Origin of the sequence: Rhizobium sp. BT-226, assembly GCF_025847085.2 — a bacterium.
GTDB lineage: Bacteria > Pseudomonadota > Alphaproteobacteria > Rhizobiales > Rhizobiaceae > Rhizobium > Rhizobium sophorae.
Genome location: NZ_JAOYTI010000009.1, coordinates 88,631 through 107,168 on the forward strand (window position 1 = coordinate 88,631; position 18,538 = coordinate 107,168).

Genomic DNA, 18,538 nt, shown 5'->3' on the forward strand with positions numbered 1-18,538 from the left:
TAATTGGAGTGATAATCCCGAAATATCGTGACTGAGGATAAATCTGTAAATGAACGTGAAAATGGCACCTTCGGAAAAAGTGTTGAGTTTCGCGGACACGATCCTCGCGCAGGGTGGCGACATCTCTTCGAAGCTTGATATGTTGCGGCAGGAGAAGTTTCCTCCTAACGCCCAAAAAACGCTTCGCCAGTTCTCGCTCTCTGAGGTGGCCGATTTCGTGGGTGTCTCCCAAAGCTACCTGAAGAAGTTACACCTGCAGGGCAAAGGTGTCGAGCCGACCACGACATCGACCGGACGCAGATACTACACTGCTGCGCAGGTGAATGAGCTCCGCGCCTTGCTCGATCGCGTCCCACATCGTCAGGCCCATGAAAAGCTTCAGGTTCTCGCGGTCGTCAATTTCAAGGGCGGCTCCGGCAAAACTACAACGGCAGCGCATCTGGCGCAGTTCCTCGCGTTGAAAGGCTATCGTGTACTGGCCGTCGATCTCGACCCGCAGGCCTCGCTGACTGCCCTGTACGGGATTCAGCCTGAGCTGGACGAAAAGAAGTCCTTCTACGAAGCGCTTCGCTACGACGATGAGCGCAAATCAATCACCGAGGTGATTCAGCCCACCAACTTTCCCAACCTTGATGTGGTGCCGGCAAACCTCGAGCTGCAGGAATATGAATACGACACTCCGATCGCCATGCAGCGGAAGGATTCGAATGCCGGCAAGCTGTTTTACACTCGCATCGGCGACGCCCTGGGAGAGGTCGACGACAGATACGATGTCGTCGTCGTGGATTGCCCACCGCAGCTTGGTTACCTGACATTGACGGCCCTCACCGCCGCGACCTCAGTTCTCATCACGGTTCATCCGCAGATGTTGGACATCATGTCGATGTCGCAGTTCCTCCTGATGCTTGGCGAGATCCTGAAAAGTGTCGAGGCCTTGGGAGTCGATGTGTCGCTCGATTGGTTCCGGTATCTGATCACCCGGTACGAGCCAACCGACATCCCTCAACAACAGATGGTCGGTTTCATGCAGTCCATGTTCGCACAGCAGATGATGAAGAACCACATGGTGAAATCGACCGCTATATCGGATGCCGGGCTCACGAAACAGAGCCTCTATGAGGTCGAGAGAGGCCAATTCACTCCCGCGACCTACGACCGGGCGCGAGAGTCTATGGATGCCGTCAACAACGAGGTTGTCGAACTGCTGAGAAACGCTTGGGGCCGTCGCAATGCCTAGTCAATTGTCAGCCGTACAATACGCGATTTTGTTAAGTCGATTCAGCTACTTGAGTAGGAAAGGGCGCTAGATGGCTCGGAAAGATGTCTTTGCAAGCATTAACGCTGTTGGCAATACGGCGCCTGAGCGCCGCGCGACGCCTGGCTATGCGACACACGGTGCCTCCCGCTCGATGATCAGTTCATTGAGCGAGCTGCGGGATAAGGTTGCGCTCGCCGAACAACAGGTCCCCGGCGAGGCGATCGTCGATCTGGATCCTGCCCTTCTCGATAGTTCGTTCGTATCGGACCGAATGGGCAGTGACGACCTTGCATACGGTGAATTGCTCGAGGCCATCAGGGAGCGCGGCCAGGATACGCCGATCCAGGTGCGGCCGCACCCGAGTGGAGACGGACGCTACCAGATAGTCTTCGGACACCGACGCGCTCGCGCTGCAAGGGAGCTTGGCCGGCCGGTCCGCGCAGTCGTCAAAAGCATGTCTGATGCGGACCATGTTATTGCGCAGGGACAAGAAAACTCCGCTCGCGAAAATCTCTCATTCATCGAGCGCGCGATGTTTGCACAGAGCCTGCTCAATCTCGGTTATGAGCGCACGACGATCCAGACCGCATTGTCGGTGGACGCTCCAATGCTCACGCGGATGCTGTCGGTATCGGGCAGAGTCCCTGCCCCGATCGTTGCCGCTATCGGCGCCGCGAAGTCGATTGGCCGGGATCGGTGGCTCGATTTCGCCCAGCAGATCGAAAGGCCCGGTTCGCTCGCATTGGCAAACACGATTATTTCCCACGAGACCTTCAAATCCCTAGGTTCGGATGCCCGCTTCGATTTTCTGGTAGCGGAGTTCAAAAAAGCAAATCGCCCGGTGAAGCGCGCAAATCCCGCTGGCGAATGGCGCGCCGAGGACGCAAGTGTTCGAGCGGAATTCAAGGGCAGTGGAAAGAGTTACGCGATTGCGCTGAAGTCCAATGATGCAGCTCGGTTTGGGCGATTTATTGCTGAGAACCTGGAGCGCATCCACAAGGAGTACCTCACGTCAACCAAAGCTGAAGGAAAGTAGCAGCAAAAGAAAAAGGCCCCCAAAACGTTGCCGTCATGGAAGCCCCTCTCAAAGGTGTAAGCAGCCTGAGAATCGCATTTCCATGAATCTTAGTCAAGAGTCTTTGGCACCGGTTTGGTGAGCGTTTTGCTTTTGCCCGAAGAAAGGTGAAAGAAAATGCGAACTGGAAATGTAACGACGCCCTTTGGGCGGCGACCGATGACGCTTACCCTGGTTCGGGGACAGATTGATGTCGCCGAAACCAGCGTCACACGTCCCGCCAACAAATGGAAGGTCTTCCGAGATATCTCGGAAGCGCGGAGCGTTCTTGGCCTTCAGGATCGCGCGCTCGCGGTGCTTGACGCCCTTTTAAGCTTCTACCCGGAGAGCGATCTTTCAGAGGAGCATGGACTGGTCGTATTTCCCTCCAACGCGCAGTTGTCGCTTCGGGCTCATGGGATCGCTGGCACAACGTTGCGCCGTCATCTGGCAGCGCTTGTAGATGCCGGGCTGGTTCACCGGCGCGACAGCCCGAACGGCAAGCGGTATGCGCATCGCGCCCGGAATGGGGTCATTGAGGAGGCATTTGGCTTCAGCCTCGCCCCGCTCCTGGCACGTGCAGGTGAACTCGCCCACATGGCGCAGCAAGTCGCCGAAGAGCGGCGTCTTTTCAAGCGCTCGAAGGAGGCGCTGACAATTTGCCGGCGTGACGTCCGCAAGCTTATCTCCGCGGCGATGGAAGAGGGGGCTGACGGGGACTGGGAGGCCATCGAAGCACGTTATGTGGCCTTGCTTGCCAGGATTCCGCGGGCGCCGAGGCGAGAGGAAGTAGAAAATGTACTCGAAGAGATGGAGATGTTTCGGGAGGAGGTTATTAACATATTGGAAATGCAGCTAAAAACTGAAAATACGGACGGCAATGATGCCCGGAATGGATGCCACATACAGAATTCAAAACCCGAATCTATCCATGAATTTGAACCTAGCTCCGAAAAAGAGCAGGGGGGCAGCGTTGAGCCAAAACAGCAGCAACTGAAGGAGCCGGTAAAGACATTCCCTCTCGGTATGGTGCTGAAGGCTTGCCCACAGATTAGCGACTACGGGCCGGGCGGGCGGATAGGGCAATGGCGTGATTTGATGTCTGCTGCCGTGGTGGTTCGGTCGATGCTGGGCGTAAGTCCGTCGGCCTATCAGGAGGCCTGCGAGGTTCTGGGCGCCGAAAATGCTGCCACCACTATGGCATGCCTGCTTGAACGAGGGGGACAGATCAATTCGGCGGGTGGATATCTGCGCGATCTGACGCGGAAAGCAGCGCAGGGCGAATTTTCACTAGGCCCTATGATCATGGCGCTGCTGAGGGCGAATGCCGGCGAAGTCCGAGCGGTCTCGTGACGCCAGACATGACTGATTACAGCTGAAACTCGTTGGCAGTTCTCTCCGGTCAATCGGTGCATTAGCCTGTGGCGCAGCTAGCGTGCTCCTGGCTGCAAGCAAGGAAAGAACTGCGGAGGAGACCATGGTCCAGCAGGTTTGCCCGATCGGATATGAGGACTGCACATGCGCAAGGGCAATTGGTTGGAGAGGTTACTCAAACGGACCCTCAGGCGGCAGGCCGTCACCACCCACAATAGCTCGGTGTCGAAGCGGTGGGCTGGGATTGACGAACTGCCGCCTGAGCTGATGGAACCCGTTCTCGATCGTCTCGCCGAGGGTTCGGACGATCCTGCTGCTGCATCCAAAAATCTGGCTAACCTAAGGCTGGCTAGCAGGGCTACTCGTGGTTTCGTCGATCGCGATCCGCTTCTGCGGAGAGTGCAACTTCCCAGCCAGGTTACAGAACTCGCGGAGGACATCGCCAAGGTATATCCAAAATCAGGTTTATCCGACGTTCATCCAGCCCCGAATGCAGCAAATGTGCGGTCAAACTATCCAATAAGCGCTGGGCAGCACATTGCGGCAGTAGGACCTGTCCTACGCTTTTTGCCAAAAGAGTTTAGGGCCAAAGTCGTCGACGACATAAGAGAATTGCGGCACCCTGGTGCGCGAGCGGACGCGATCTTGGCGATCGCCAAGCACGGTGATTTCACAGCGTTGAGTAAGTCTGATCGTAGATTTCTTGTTGACGATGCCATCCGGCTTTTTGGCTCGGGCGGCAATCCCCTTGCTTTCCGAAGTAGGGCGTCTGCAGAAGCGTTGGCCAGGGTCCATGCGCATATTGAGCCGGAACAGCATTTTGAACTGGAGCAAAAGTGGAGCGGAAATCGGCGTCTGAAAGCAGTGTTTGATACACAGCTGGAGCAAAGGCGCCGCGTTGATGCGGACAGGGTACCAGACGACCGGACTAGAATCTCTTCTGCCGAAATAAAGGTGCTTCAGGCGAGGCTGCATGAGATTTCGCGTTCTGGAGGACTGGATCGTATTCTTGATCGCCGCGCTGTCGAGCGTGACCGTCTCCCGAAGATTGCTGCTGTTGCCCAAGCGCTCTCAGACGGAGTAGGTGAAGATTACAGTAAGGCACAAGCGGAGCTTCAGGCGAGGAACGAAGTTAGATACCGGGACCGTCCCAGAGGCAGGGGACGCTAAGCATCCCTGCGAGGCATCATTGCGACATATTCCAAGGGTTGATGACGTTCAGGCCAGCGGCTTCAAACGGACTGGTATCGCGTGTTGCAACTATCAGACCGCGCGCGACAGCCGTGGCTGCGATGTAACCGTCCGCCTTGCCTATCGCCTTGCCGGCGCCCTTCGCTCGTGCCATCAGTTGCGCATAAGCTTGCGAGGCATCCAGGTCGAAGGACAGAACCCGTCCGGTGAAGACCGGCAGGACCTCTCGTTCCAAACGATCCTGATAGATCGCACGACGCTTGCCATCCGGCATTGTCGCCAAGCCGAATCGCAGTTCGGCAATCGTGATCGTAGACAGATAGAGGGTTTCGACCATTTGCGCGTCGATCCAGGCCAGGACGTTAGAATCCGGCTCGACCTTCCACAGCTCGGAGATTACGTTGGTATCGAGAACGATCATTCAAAGCTCAAAGGTTCCGCCGGGGTCTTGTCACGAAGCTGGTTGAAGCGTTCCACTTCGGCGTCGGTAAGCCCGCCAGCTTCGCGTGCAATGGAACTCAGCAATGCGCCGAGCTTTAACCGTCCTTCTGGCTTGGCTGCTTGTTCCAGAATGTTGCGGATTTCAGCTTCAGCGCTACGGCCGTGGAGCGCCGCCCGGACGCGGATGGCACGATGCACCTCGTCTGGAACGTTGCGGATTGTGATGGAGGGCATTGCTTTACGTCCTTAAATCTGATTGCGTTGCTTGCATAGTATCAAAACGCAATCAAGTCAGCAACCTGAAACGCTCGAGAGGCGTGGCGTTTGCCCCCGATTTCAATGGAAGCGATAAGCTGGAATTCGACCTTCAAGCCGAAAGGGGAGGGGGCTCCCAAGGTCCGGATGGTCGACGCCATACCGATCGCGTGAGGGCAACACCGCGATACAGCTAGGTAGAGAAATTTGCTCAACCTTCATGGGCACAGACGTGCTCGGATCTCATCCAAAGCGCTCAATCAAATATCGCTTCTATTTCTTTCTCACCAAATTGCGGGAGCAAAATCAGATCGGCATGATCCTCCTTGGTGAGTTCCTGCCAAGAACCATCGCCCCAGCGCAGCTCCCTTCTTTCGAAGGCTGGGAGGTACTCGTAAATGCCGTAGCTCGGCTTCGGCAATTTCCACTCGCGCGCGAGCCGGGATCCGGGCTTTACCAGTGCCAGGCAGCAGATAGCGTCATTCGGGGGTGTCGGTGTCGTCATGGCCTCTCTCTAGCGTTGCGCCGAGAATATGCGTTGGGCCCGAAAAGGGAAGTGCGGATCCTGAGCATCGTATATCCCGGGAAGGTGATCAACGAGACCGCGCCTCGATGAGAAATGTCAAAGTCCGGATGCCTTGGTGAGATTCACCCGGAAACGATCCCGCCGTCGCTGATATTTTCGGGTCATCTCGGCGGACACGTGGCCGAGTTGCTTCTGCACGTAGCGTTCGTCGACCTCGGCGGAGGAGGCAAGGCCGGCACGCAGCGAATGGCCGGAGAACTTTTCCGCGCGCTCGGTCTCGGTGAGATCGGGGCGCACGCCGGCGGCTAGCGCCGCCTTCTTGACGAGGCGGGCCACTTCCTGATCGAGCAGCCGGTCGTGGCCGACGTCCTTGCCCTGACCGGTGACCCGCCGGAAGAGGGGGCCGTGCGCGATCCTTGCAAGGTTTAGCCAGGTCTGAAGCGCGACGACAGGACAGGTGGCGTCCGAGGAGCCGCGGCCGATCTCGACTTCGCGCCAACCTCGTTTCCCCCGAACCGTGACCACCATGCCCTTGTCAAAAATCTCGACCCAGCCGCGGCTGTCCTTCGTCTGGTCACGACCGACGTCAAGCCCGACGATCTCGGAGCGCCGCAATCCGCCGGCAAAGCCGATCAGCAGCATCGCCCGGTCTCGCAGGCCGCGCAAGGTGCCGCGCGGGAGTGTTTCCAGCATGGCGATCAGGTGCTCCGGCAGCACGGCTTCCTTCTGCCGGGGAGGAGCGGCATGGGTGTTGCGGATGCCGGCAAGCACCGTGGCGATATGACGATCCTTGCGGTCCAGCGGCGTGCCACGCTGGGCATAGTTCCAGGTGATCGCCGACAGCCGCCGTTCGATTGTCGTGACCGAATTGGGCTTGCGGCCGGCGATCGCGGCACCCGAGGCGGTGACCGCGCCACCGGCACAGGCGGCGATATAGAGGCCGACGGTGTGCGGATCGGGCGGCAGAATTTCCAGACCTTGCCGGCGGCACCAGCCGGAAAAATGCTTCCAGTCGGAGGCATAGGCTTTGCGGGTGTTGGCGGCGCTGGCGGCCTTGACATAATCGCGCGCCCGATCGGCAAGCTGCTCCAAGTGGGCGGGCAATGCGCTGCCTGCTTCCGGAAGAGGGGAGGGGAGCCAGGCGTCGGGCATCGGGATGTCGGCCGACGACTGCGGCGCGGAAATGTCACCGTCGGCCTCCGTGCTGAGAGACGGAGGAGATTTCGCCTCGACGTGAATTTCGCTGTTTTGCTCGATGATTTGCGCCATTTCTCTATAGTGACAGAAATGAACGATAATGGAAGTTTATCGGTCGTTTTTAATCGGCGACAGGGCGTGCGGTTTGACGTGTTTCTACTGGCATGAAGCGCGCATCTGATTTATGCTTCGGGGCATGGATTTGCTCGCGCCCTCCGCTTCAACTGCCCCCGCTTGGTCGCCCCGCTTACCGGGCTGGGCGCTGCCGCGTGGTCGCGACACAAACGAGACCGACGCCGCCTTCGTCGCTGGTATCGCTCTGAAATCACTGGACGATCTGATCCGCGCCGAACCGCCCTGGATTGGTTGCTGGCGCGATCGCCTTGCCCTCAAGTCCGCCGCGATCGCCGCCCGAATGCTCGGCCGCGGCGAGGTGGAACACGCACTGCGCGACGCCGTGTTGCTAACAGAGCCGGGTGACGATCCAGGACCGGCCGGAAAGCTGTTTCTGGCAGCCCGAATGCTGACGCGCCGATCCAGCCCAATCGGGTCGCCCTTCATTAAGGAGCTCGCCGCACGGTTGGGGTTGCGCTGGGACAATTGCCTTGCGTCGGTCCCGGATCTAGTCGACACAGCCGTTCAGTCCGGACGAGCAGCGCCCTTCGTCGCGGCGGACCTGATTGCAGCGATTTGCGTGACCCGCCCGGATGCCGAGGTGCTGGCCCTGGGCGTGGCCGATGTCGTCCTGGCGGAAATGCTGAAATGGCCCAGGCCCGTGCCGCTGCTGCTACCCGAGCGCTACGGCCCGGCCTTCCGCACGGTCGGCGGGCGAGGGCGCGTCCGGCCGGGCGAACCGGCATTCGCGCGCGCCATCAGCCTAGCGCTGGCCGACGGCGTCGATACCGCGCTTCGATCCGCGACCGAGATCGATCGCCGGGCCGGACGACTGCTGGCTGTGGCCCCAAAGCTGCGCACCAAGGGCGCCGAGCCAGTCATCCGGGAGCTACTGAACGAGGACGCTATACTGGCCTCGGCGCCCGGCAGCAAACTGTCCCGCTGGGCGGCGACACGCCTGTTCGACCGCTTAGAAAGTCTTGAGGCGGTTCGCGAGTTCTCCGGCCGGTCCTCCTTCCGGACTTACGGGTTGTGACGATGGCCCGATCTCGCGCAGCAAAGCCATCCCGCCGCGAGACGAACGTTGGAAGCGAACGTCTCTTCGATCGGGAATTGGAGGATCTCCCGCCCGAACTGCGCTGGCGTGAATGGATGATGCGGGTCGAGGCGGTGATCTTTGCCTCGGCCGAGCCGGTCGGCCGCGAGTCACTGGCCCGGGTAGTGGGCAGTGGCTGCAGCATCGATCTGCTGATCGACGATCTGGTCGAGGAACTGCGAGATCGTCCCTACGAACTGGTGTCGGTCGCTGGTGGCTGGCAGCATCGCACCCGGGTGCGGTTCGGCGATACCATTCGCGCTTCCTCGGCGCCGACGCGCCAATTCGAAGCGGCGCTGTCGGAGTTCGAGGCGACGGTGCTAATGGCGGTGGGATATTTTCAGCCGGTGACAAGGACCGAGCTATCGAAGATCTTCGGCAAGGAGGTCAGTCGCGATACGATCGCCTCTCTCCGGGGAGCAGCGTTCCTGGCGTCTGGACCGCGCAGCCCAACACCTGGTGCCCCCTACACCTACGTGACCACGCAGCATTTTTTATCCACTTTCGGCCTGCAAACGCTTCGCGATCTGCCGGACATCGACGCACTGGAAGATGCGGGCTTGCTAAGCCGTAAGGCCGATCAGATAGAATTCTTCGAGCCCCAGGGGGAGGATAACGAGTAGCCTCACAGAGGTTTTCGGACGTTCTGTCGTGGTCAGCATCGACTCAAAATCGGCGCCCAGGCCTTAGTCGGGATCGAAGAATCTCTTAATCAACCTGTAGTACCACCTGATCTCGCCGGTTCCCGGAGCCATTACCGAATTTTGCAGATTATTGTTTCAATTGGGTCTTTAGGAATGCGGGTTATAATAAAAGTCTTCAAATACACAACGTCACTGGCCGCAATTTTCATTCTTCTTCTCGCCGCACTTAGCGTCTGCAAGTACATTGTCGCTCCGACGATGCCACCGTCGGAAAGCCTGCTCAGTGGCGACACGCTACGCGTACCAAAGACAATCAATGAGCGATCGGCTCAGGAGTTTTTGAAAATCTTACGCGAGCACAGCGACGAGATCAAAAAAATCGAGGCGAAGGGCTTAGGCGGGGACGAAGACGCAGCTAAGACGATTGCGATAGCAATCAGATCTTCAGGGCTCAAACCCGTCGTCTCAGATGGCGCTGCTTGTGTATCAGCGTGCGTTGGCGTCCTCGTTGAAAGTGGAAGCTGGGAAGTTTCCGATCGTGGTTTCATCCTTTTCCATGAAGGGGCGACCAGAGCGCCGACCGATGCGTCGGGATGTCCTGCCTGTCGAGCCGTTGCGACCCTCACTGATGCATTCGTAACGCCCCTGACACCAGAAACCACACGGAGCAAGATGCAGGTCTGGGCAAATGTGATTTCGCCATCGCTCAATGACTTCTTCAACAGTTGCACCATAAATCCGCTATCGACTTATCAGGGCATGGCCATCTCTGGAGCGCAACTCAAGGCCATAGTCGCGGGGACAGCGCCGGCTTGCGACCGCATCAGCAATCAAACGTTTGATTGGCTCCAGCAGCCTCATTAATCCATGCTTCGGTTCATGCATCAGCTCCGAGACCAGGACATAGGCAGACGAGGGTCCATCCTACGGCTGTCTTTGCTATCTTGTGCGGCATGTAATTAATCCCTATATTGGGATGAATTGATGAAGGAGCCGCATATGCCCCAGACCCAGAATTTCACGCTAAGTGAAGCAGGATATGTCTTGGGTCGAACCCCTGCGATGCTCAACAAGGCGGTTGACACAGGTATCATTCTCGCCCGGCAAAAGAAGGTGGGGAATATAGTTCAGAGGCTCCTTGGACCCGCTGAGCTTCGATTTCTGCGGCTTGCCGACGAACTCGATAAGGACCTGACGCCGGCGGGGCGGCGCCGGCTGTACGGTGCCTTGCGTAAACTACCTGAAGATGCTCACAAGCTCCAACTCGGTAAACTCGAACTGGATCTTGCCCAAATCGATACTGATCTGAAAGACCGGATGAAGAGACTTGAGACGGTCAGAGGCAGGATTGATAGCGAGGGCGATCGAGGCGAGGCGCTGATCCGCGGAACGACAATTTCGGCGCACTTGATCGCAGCTTTGACACGCGACGAGGGCGTTGATGCGGTCCTTGCAGACTTTCCTTCCATAACGCGGGATCAGGCTGAAGCTGCAGTCGAGTATGCTAAGGCATATCCGAAGCGGGGGCGTCCCTATCCAACGAAGAGCCTGAAGACGACTTTGGCCGCTTTGGCTGATGCTGGTGCGTTCGATGACGACAGTGATCTTGGTGAGGTCGGACCAAGGGCCATTCCGTGACGCTTTATCTGCTCGATGAAAATGCTCTCCGTGAACTCAAGAGCGGCGGGCACAAGAACGTGCATCAATGGATCACGACGGTCGATGACACGGACCTTCGGCTGAGTGTCGCGACGCTATTCGAAAAGCCGGGGAGCCGAAGCGTTGATGAAGCGTGAACCGGAGCGCGCTCAGAGGATCCTGGATGGTATTGATGCGCTGGAAAAATCGTTCTCCGATCGCATCATTCCGATTGATGGGCCGGTCGTCGCAGAATGGACGCGCCTGCTCGGCGCCAAGAACAAGGACAGGTGGGATGTTGCTCTTGCCGCCACCGCCCGTGTCCACGGTCTTGTGGTTGTGACGCGAAATGTCTCCGATTTCGCTGGGCGTGGCGTCAGGATCCTCAATCCGTTTAAGTCGCCGCCCGAGACTTCGGACGTTTAAGCCGTTGTGGGCCATTTGCTTTGCCGGGCTTGGTGTGGCCAACCACTCCTGGCTCGGTGTGAGGCGGGACTACAATCCAAAAGGTCCCGAACTATGCGAAGTGGTCTTCAAGCGCGCGAAGTATGCTCGAAAAGCCGCGGCCTTGAGCATATAACAAGGTGCGGTTGCCCCGGTGCTCCCGGATGAATTCCGTAGCCGCGTGTTTCGCCGATAGCCATGTTACTACGAATATATCGGCATTCTCAGCCAACGCTCGAAGACGCACGGACCCGCCATGGTCAGCACTGCAATCGACCGTGGCGCTCGGCGCCATTTCCTCGATAGCGGCTTTCGCCTGGCGACTTGATGCCTCTGTCAAAGAGTAAATCGCGATCCGCAGTCCTTCAAGTCGTGTGCTGAAGTTGTCTGCCGGCGCCAAATCGACGTTCACACCGAATGTATCCAGCGACCACCCGAGTTCGCCGGCCAGACTTTTTACTGCGGTTCGCTGCAAACTGCTCAAGCGACCATAAAGGGGGGCCGTGCGAGCAAGAATGCCGTGCAGGAAAGCTTCGCGAGCTTTCGCGTCAGGAGCGCTCGCCCTCATGAATCCCTCGATGGTATCCAAGACCCAGTAGATCATGTCCACACCGAAGGCTTGGCCGGCTAACTCATCGATGTCTGCGATGAGAGACCTATACTCCGCGCCGCTTAGCCCAACGGCGAGGAGCGCTTCTACCAATACCTGGCTCGATTCAAAGACTGCGCCGCTTCGCGTCGAATTCAGCGCAAACAAGGTCAGAAGGCTCGCATACACGGCCTTCATTGGGGGAGCAGGAAACGCCGGATCTCGCTGAAGCCAGGCGACGAGGAAGGGGAGGGCCTGTGAGGTCCTTTCCGACGCTAGTGGATTATCTTGTGCGCGGTTAAGTGCAGCAACCATAGCGGCGACGTGAGGGGGATCACTTGTCGCTGCCTCGAATGACCACTCGTCCTTGCCGTGGCGTGCGATGTCGAGGGCAACCGTGAAGGACGGATCACCTGATTTCGCCAGCCATTCGATCCAGGATGAAGGCACGCCGCTGGAGGCGGCCTCCTCGGTTAGCCGTAAGGCCGCGCTGAACGGCTCGGCTTCTCGGAGCAGTGCAAGTTCCGCCGGCGCTAGTTTCGCCAATGCAGCCAGCGCGGTGGCTACGTTGTCGACCGCTTCGACCGCATCAACCTGGATAAGGGCATTTCGCGCATCGTCAAGCTGCGTGTGGGCCGACGGCGAGGGGACTGGGGCGGCCACCGAAGTCTTAGCAAGTTCATCCGCTATCCAACCCAGATTGGGCTGCTCACGCAAGAGCGCTTGATGAATGTCCGATCTTGATGCCGATACGCAATTCTCAAGTCCGTAGATCCTCCATCCGCCTTCCGTTAAAGTTGGCGGTACGGGTATCGTCAGCATCGGCTGTGCAAAGACCCGAACGGTGCTTTCGTAGGTTTCATGCGTGCCGTTGCGATCGCCGGCATCGAACGGAAAAGCGACGTGAACCTGGTAGATTGCTTCCAACAAAAGTGCTGTGATGGCAGGCGGTCGGCGAGCAATACAGAGACTTGCGAAACCGGGAAGAGACACGATAGCCGCCCAGTCGGCGAACGCGGCAAGCAGTTGGATCTCAAGGAATTTTATGTTGAGAGCGTCGAGACGCAGTTCGTCGGTAAGATGCGCGAGAATTGCCGCCGCAGCGTCGCGGCGGCCGACGTTGAGATTGTCTTGAAAGCGCGCCAGAAGCCAACTGGTCGGCTCCGGTATCGCGGATTGAAGATCCGGGGCGCGGGCGATAGTCTCACGAACGCGCGTGAGCGCGCGTAAAGCCGACAAGATGCTTCTACCGTCCTGCGGGATCCTTATTATTGCTGTTGCCGCGGGCGCTGATCGCGCGATCCTCTGAGCAACAACGTCTGCCAGAGGCAGTGGCTCGGTGATTCCGTTAAAGGAAGTGAGCGTTGGGCCAGCAAATGCTCTGAGAACCGGGCTCAGCCGGCGCCAAGCTGTCATCGTCGGAGCAGCAACGAATATGTGCAAGCTGCCACCCGGATCGATATTCGGGATAAGCGCGCCAGGGAATCCCGCATCAGCAATTGTCATAAGAAGTCGCTGACACAGTTCGTCGACATCGGTACCGAGTGCGGAGAAGTCCGAAATGGATTCCAGATCAGCAAGGATCGTGCGTGCTTCCGCGATATCCGACCCGATCATTTTAGGAGCCCCTCCCATCTGGATTCCAATTCGATCGTTTGTTCGGCAACCGTAGGCGGATCTGTCCGAAGAACGAGATGCTCGCCGTTAATCGATATTCCGTTCAACGTAAGGTTCATCGACCCACTCAGAAAATAATCAGCACCCAAAAGGCCTTTGGCATGAAAACTTTTTTCGATTGTCCACCTGACCTGATCCCCGAAAATTGCCTTCAGCGCCTGCAATTTTGCGATGAAGTAGTCGTTATGACCATGCTCCCGGATGATCAACCGGATTTGAATTCCGCGCGAAAGGAGGGCCCGTAGCACTTCCGACAATTTGATTGGCGCGCTGGGCCAGTCGGGCTGCAGCGCCGCAAACTGTCGTGCCGAATTGTCTATAACCTCAACGTCGGATATCCAGGCAAAGAAGAGCCAGAGTTTCGGACTTGGGCTCATCAGTTCGGCAACGAAAAGGCTTTGAAGGAGGTCACGCACGGCGCGCGACTGCGCAGGTCCGTGAAGGTCACGTGAGGGTGCCGGCATTAGATTTGCTCCCTCAGTGTCAGGGTTGCTAAGATCCGACCGGAGACCCGGTCGACGCGTTCCACTACGGGGAAAAATTGAAGGACGCCGATGTTGATGGGCGTTGCGACGAGAAACACGATCGCCTGGCGCAGCGATCCGGTGTTGGTTGCACTGATGGCCAACTGGCAAACACCGTGACTGTCAAAGGCGTCCGAGAGTTGCTCGAACCAATCGGGGTCAGTGAGTTCTACCGTTGGTGTGGACCTAGTCAGCAGCAAATGTCGGACCACTGCGGGGTCTGTACTGCGAGCCTGCCGATAGGGATTGTAGGATTGAAGCGTTCGTTGCCGCAGCTCGTCGGCACGTGGCCATAGCAAGCTGGTGACAGCCGCCAAGACCGTAACGTTTCCAATAGCTGCCGCCGGCAAAGTGGCGGATAGAAATGACCTTATCGATGCGGACAGGCCTGCGTCTCTGCTGCAAATATATGCGAATTCCCGCAGACCGATGGATATCGAGAACTGTTCCTCAAGACGATCCCAGTGGGCCTGAAGGTCGAGCAGAAGCTGATCGAGTTGCGGTCCGCTGCCTGCGCGCAACAGACGAATGTTGAGCGATACGGAAAACGCATGGCTTACGTCGATACCACCATTTTGCGTTAGACGATATGAAAGTGATCTCCAGACGGTCGCTCGTTCACTGTGCGAGGTTGTACCGCGTAACCGCATCATGTCGCCGGCGACGTCGGCATCGTTGAGCGCAAGATGGAGAATCTGGCGAAGGCCGTCGTCGACCAGTTCCAAGTCCGTCGCAGCGAGAGCCGCCTCAAGCGCGGTCAGAAAAATCTGAGGCTCGGAGGCGAACCGCTCCGCGAAGGCTTGCAGTACACCGGCACCGCCTAACGTCGTTTCGGTGAACCAGACGCTTGTCTCGCCACTTTCTGAGTCGTCGCGAACATCGACCAGAAGCGTGTCGACCGTCGCTTGCCGCGGCGCAGCAGCGATGCATGCCTGTAGCATCGCTTCCCCAAGCGTTTCCAAAACCAAGGCACGCAGCCATCTGTCGAACGCGGCAGGATCAGGCTGACTGAGTTGTTGAGCCACAAGACGCAAGCGCTCCCGCACGATCGGCAATCTTAGTTGGATCGACAGCGCCTGCTGCAGCCGTCCCGGTCCTCTAGGCCCCAGAGCCTGAGTTCCTCTTCCGCCGTTCGCCGCATCGCCGGTGTCGTCGTCGAGTTCATCATCTGAGTCGTCGTCCTCGTCATCCGGCACGGTCGGCGGGAGAGCGCCAAATAATTCACTCATCGTGTCATGAAATACGCCTTCGAGCCGTTGCTCGCTTAGAAGTTCTCCAGCGACCTCGGTAATTGATCGGCCAGTGGTCGCGGCATCTGCGAGGAGCGCCGATACCATGATTTGAAAAAGCCAATCACGTTGGAACGGATTGAGATCAGATGGCAGCTCATCGTCTCTTTTAAAGGTATCCCGCGCGAAACTCAGTTTGCTTGTCGCCAACAGTGAACCAGGGAGGATATTTGCCGCATGAGCAAGATCGACAGGCAACGTTAAATCGACGCGGAGTCCGTCCACCTCCAACTCGAAGCCCAGAGCGGCCGGACGATCATCGTCACTTTTGAAATGGACTGTGACGGGGAAATCATCTTGGAGCGTACGAACGTTTGCGTACGCTGTAGGTGCGAATCTGCGCACGCTGACGCTCGATCGGAACCGGTGGAGGTAGAAGTCAATCGATCCCACCAAGCGCCGCCAATTCGAGCGCGGCGGGATCGGCACGTTCAGAGGGTCGCCGTTGGGAACAATGTCCGTTTGCCAGGCAAGTCTAGCGTTACTGCTGGGCAGCGCATCGCTACGCGCGGCTTTTGAAAGGCGCACCGTCCATGGGCGGAACACCAAGAGAGGCGTGTCGCTGACGTGATCGTTGAAGCGCCCGGTAAATAGGCCAACAAACTCATGTTCCTCGGCATAATCGCTTATCCGGCGATCTTGCTCCGGAAACGCGGGATTCACTGATACCCAGTGCGAAAGAGCGCCTCTTTCATGAGCAAAACGCCGCGTAACGCGTCCAGGCACGAGTTGGTTGAGCCCTTGGAGGATAGGCATCATTTCCACCCGCTCGTCGTGATTTGCCGTGGCCGGTGGTAGGATTACCCGGACTTCGGGCAGACTGAGATCGCTGAAGAGACTGCGCGGCACAAAGTCTGGCAATGGGTGGTAATCAATTTTTAGATCGAGTTCGCCGTCAGGTGCTGGGAAAGCCAGATTCCATTGTCGGAAGAGCCGCCGCACCAGCGTCGGCACCGCTTCAAGTAGCAGCGAGCGTGGAGCCTCCCAAAGCAAGGAGTCGGTGGTGGCCTGGTCGACGGCTAATGTCGAGACGAGGTACCTGCGAAGGTCGTCAACCGTCGTTTGATTGCCCTGGATGAGTTCTGACAGTGTCGTCTTCGTTTGCTCCAATACGGCTTGCACTGACTGACTGGGATTTGTCTGTGGGCGGCTCAACAAGTCCCACTGCCAGGCCTTTTCGAATCCGGCTGTCCTCGCTGACAGCCAATCGAACATGGCGTAGACAGCCTGTATCTTCAGTACATATGGATTTCGGATTGGAAGATTCTGCGGCTCCAGCGCGGGATCGAAGAGATGCTCGTAAGCTTGGTAAAAAGCTCTATCTCGCCCGTAATCAGACAGGACCGTCAAGGTTATGGGACGCATGGATCGGTCTCGTCCGGCCCGGCCTTTGCGCTGTAGAAAAGACGCCATGCCCCGTGGAGCCTTGTGCTGAATTACTGCCCCGACCGTGGGATCGTTGAAACCCACCTCTAGCGCTGTCGTCGCAACGACGATATTGGCGGACTGATTGACCCCGGCGTCCTGCGATGTCGTGCGACCGACGATCAATCGCCTGTCAAGCGGATGCCCGATATCTTCGCAAACCCGCCAACGCTGCCCTTCCACGTCACGGATTGCTGCATCTCCGCCTCCTGCGCGAATGGCTGCAAGTGGTCGACGCTGGTTGTCGGGCTTGCCGAAAATCGTATACGCCTCCGCGTCACGCAGATCGTCGTAGAGTCGGTTGGTGACGTCGAGGTCATCGGTGAAAAGGAAGGCGCGTCGACCGAACGCGCCTGAGACGTTGTTCGCTCCCGGCGGATCGAGCAGGCGCGGAACCAACATCGACGTCTGGATCGTGGTCGAAAGCAATGAGGCCCGCGACGTTGGATCGCCACGAAGCAAAATTTGATATTCGGCTCCCTGCTCTTCGTATTCGGCTGACGTGGGCGTGATCTCGACAACACGATCCGGGTTAGCACCGGTCAGGTCAGCAAAAAAGCGGGCTGCATCACCCAACGTTGCAGAAAGTCCGGCCCAGCTGATTGGTGAAGCTAGTAGATGCCGCCAGCGTCTTAGTGTCAACGCGGCCTGTGCCCCCGAAACGCCTTCGTAGGTATGAACTTCATCAAGCAGTCCAAGAAATGGACGCTTAGCCGGGGGCGCGCCGACGCCGAACAAGCCACGCATCCAGTGATCAGACAGCCGTTGATTGAGCATTTCTGTCGTTGTGAACAAGATGTCTGGCGGTTGACGCTGCATCCTCTCTCGCGTGAGAACGATTTCGCTGTCGCTCACAATGCCCGTGCACTCCGGCCGCACACATCTTAGCCGCTCGGTTCTTGCATCGATATCGGCTTGCCGCCAAACGAGTTCGTTCGCACATGTCGGGCAGCGCATGAATGGGCAAACAAAATCCTGTCCGCGGCGGACCCATTCCTTCCTGACGAGTTCCTGCTCGGTTGCCCGGGTGGGGGTCGATCCAAACAGTGCACCGATTTTCAGTTTCCGGCGTCCATGCGCCGCGAGCGTTCCGTCGATAGTGCGCGCCATCCGAAATGCTTCGACGAACTGATCCTTGAGCAACTCGGTGCGCGGGTAGATGGCGACGGCTTTAACCCAATGATCTGAGCCTATAGTCTCCCCGATACGGATCATGGCCGGAAGGTAGAACGCGATGGTCTTGCCACTGCCCGTTCCGGCTGTGACAATGGTGCCGCCGTCCTCAGTCGGCGCAGAGAGTCTGACCGCTGCGCGTTCCTGAAAGGCCGCCAACTTCATTCCCGGTACTGCCGTCAGGGACTGCCAGAGATCTCGACGAAGAGGGCTCGATGCAAAGACTGATTCACGCTCGCGCAGAACGTCGTGCGGCAACCGATCGCGCTTTGGAAATCGTCTAGGCCGACGGTCGACACGAAAATCAGCGACGAGATGAGGCGCGCCCTGCCACGGCTTGTTTGGAAACAATTGCCGATTTGCCGCCAGCAACCGCATCATCTCGGCAAAACGCGACCGCAGACGGATCCCATCGCCTGAATTGTGCAGTTCGAAGATCACTCGAGCGTCTATCAGCTCTTCGATGACGTCATCGGCGGCTGGACCTTCCGCACCGACCACTGATCGAGCGAGCGCCAAAACTTCGCTTTCGCTCAGGGAGCCGTCCGTGAAACCCCATTCGAGCGAGCGCATCTCTATTGCTTCGATGAGATCCAGAAGGTGGGTCGCGTGCAGTGACAGTGCCATTA

Annotated in this window: 17 protein-coding genes; 9 read left to right on the forward strand and 8 right to left on the reverse strand. The window is 58.0% G+C overall.

Features of this window, described 5'->3' with window-relative positions; translation table 11 throughout:
* Positions 1-49: 49 nt before the first annotated feature.
* The 3 genes from repA to repC all read left to right on the forward strand — a co-directional run bounded on the left by repA (position 50) and on the right by repC (position 3,665).
* The gene (gene repA / locus OIU37_RS33940) at positions 50-1,237 is read left to right on the forward strand and encodes a plasmid partitioning protein RepA (RefSeq protein ID WP_264260055.1); all 1,188 of its coding nucleotides are present in this window, start codon (positions 50-52) and stop codon (positions 1,235-1,237) included.
* A 70-nt stretch (positions 1,238-1,307) separates the two neighbouring features.
* Positions 1,308-2,294, forward strand: a complete 987-nt coding sequence (repB, locus tag OIU37_RS33945) for a plasmid partitioning protein RepB (RefSeq protein WP_264260056.1) — start codon at positions 1,308-1,310, stop codon at positions 2,292-2,294.
* A gap of 156 nt (positions 2,295-2,450) precedes the next feature.
* Positions 2,451-3,665, forward strand: coding sequence for a plasmid replication protein RepC (gene repC, locus OIU37_RS33950; RefSeq protein WP_264260057.1), 1,215 nt, complete (start codon positions 2,451-2,453; stop codon positions 3,663-3,665).
* A 579-nt stretch (positions 3,666-4,244) separates the two neighbouring features.
* Here the strand turns inward: repC and OIU37_RS33955 are convergent.
* The 5 genes from OIU37_RS33955 to OIU37_RS33975 all read right to left on the reverse strand — a co-directional run bounded on the left by OIU37_RS33955 (position 4,245) and on the right by OIU37_RS33975 (position 7,368).
* A complete protein-coding gene (locus OIU37_RS33955) occupies positions 4,245-4,751 on the reverse strand; it encodes a hypothetical protein (RefSeq protein ID WP_264260058.1) in 507 nt (168 codons plus the stop codon).
* 121 nt (positions 4,752-4,872) lie between these two features.
* Entirely contained in the window at positions 4,873-5,298 is a 426-nt protein-coding gene (locus OIU37_RS33960) for a type II toxin-antitoxin system VapC family toxin (RefSeq protein ID WP_264260059.1), read from the reverse strand.
* A complete protein-coding gene (locus OIU37_RS33965) occupies positions 5,295-5,552 on the reverse strand; it encodes an Arc family DNA-binding protein (RefSeq protein ID WP_264260060.1) in 258 nt (85 codons plus the stop codon). The genes OIU37_RS33960 and OIU37_RS33965 overlap by 4 nt, the downstream gene beginning before the upstream one ends.
* 277 nt (positions 5,553-5,829) lie before the next feature.
* Positions 5,830-6,078, reverse strand: a complete 249-nt coding sequence (locus tag OIU37_RS33970) for a hypothetical protein (protein ID WP_264260061.1) — start codon at positions 6,076-6,078, stop codon at positions 5,830-5,832.
* Positions 6,079-6,195: 117 nt separating this feature from the next.
* On the reverse strand, positions 6,196-7,368 hold the full coding sequence (locus OIU37_RS33975) for a site-specific integrase (RefSeq protein WP_264260062.1): 1,173 nt from the start codon (positions 7,366-7,368) through the stop codon (positions 6,196-6,198).
* Between the two features lie 124 nt (positions 7,369-7,492).
* On the opposite strand from OIU37_RS33975, the gene OIU37_RS33980 reads away from it, so the two are divergent.
* From OIU37_RS33980 to OIU37_RS34005, 6 genes are all read left to right on the forward strand, one after another.
* Positions 7,493-8,446 carry a DUF1403 family protein gene (locus OIU37_RS33980; protein WP_264260063.1) on the forward strand — a complete coding sequence of 318 codons (954 nt, stop codon included), beginning with the start codon at positions 7,493-7,495 and terminating at the stop codon, positions 8,444-8,446.
* 2 nt (positions 8,447-8,448) lie between these two features.
* On the forward strand, positions 8,449-9,129 hold the full coding sequence (locus OIU37_RS33985; RefSeq protein WP_264260064.1) for an SMC-Scp complex subunit ScpB: 681 nt from the start codon (positions 8,449-8,451) through the stop codon (positions 9,127-9,129).
* Positions 9,130-9,270: 141 nt separating this feature from the next.
* Positions 9,271-10,014, forward strand: a complete 744-nt coding sequence (locus tag OIU37_RS33990; protein WP_264260065.1) for a hypothetical protein — start codon at positions 9,271-9,273, stop codon at positions 10,012-10,014.
* A gap of 135 nt (positions 10,015-10,149) precedes the next feature.
* On the forward strand, positions 10,150-10,788 hold the full coding sequence (locus tag OIU37_RS33995) for a DUF433 domain-containing protein (RefSeq protein WP_264260066.1): 639 nt from the start codon (positions 10,150-10,152) through the stop codon (positions 10,786-10,788).
* Positions 10,785-10,946, forward strand: a complete 162-nt coding sequence (locus tag OIU37_RS34000) for a hypothetical protein (protein WP_264260067.1) — start codon at positions 10,785-10,787, stop codon at positions 10,944-10,946. The genes OIU37_RS33995 and OIU37_RS34000 overlap by 4 nt, the downstream gene beginning before the upstream one ends.
* A complete protein-coding gene (locus OIU37_RS34005) occupies positions 10,936-11,214 on the forward strand; it encodes a hypothetical protein (RefSeq protein WP_264260068.1) in 279 nt (92 codons plus the stop codon). The genes OIU37_RS34000 and OIU37_RS34005 overlap by 11 nt, the downstream gene beginning before the upstream one ends.
* A gap of 91 nt (positions 11,215-11,305) precedes the next feature.
* Here the strand turns inward: OIU37_RS34005 and dpdD are convergent, their stop codons facing one another.
* Genes dpdD through dpdJ form a run of 3 tightly spaced genes read right to left on the reverse strand, consistent with a single transcriptional unit; the run spans position 11,306 to position 18,536 of the window.
* Positions 11,306-13,438 carry a protein DpdD gene (dpdD, locus tag OIU37_RS34010; protein ID WP_264260069.1) on the reverse strand — a complete coding sequence of 711 codons (2,133 nt, stop codon included), beginning with the start codon at positions 13,436-13,438 and terminating at the stop codon, positions 11,306-11,308.
* A complete protein-coding gene (gene dpdK / locus OIU37_RS34015; protein WP_264260070.1) occupies positions 13,435-13,962 on the reverse strand; it encodes a phospholipase D-like domain-containing protein DpdK in 528 nt (175 codons plus the stop codon). The genes dpdD and dpdK overlap by 4 nt, the downstream gene beginning before the upstream one ends.
* Complete coding sequence (gene dpdJ / locus OIU37_RS34020) at positions 13,962-18,536, reverse strand: protein DpdJ (protein WP_264260071.1); 4,575 nt, start codon at positions 18,534-18,536, stop codon at positions 13,962-13,964. The genes dpdK and dpdJ overlap by 1 nt, the downstream gene beginning before the upstream one ends.
* Between the last annotated feature and the right edge of the window lie 2 nt (positions 18,537-18,538).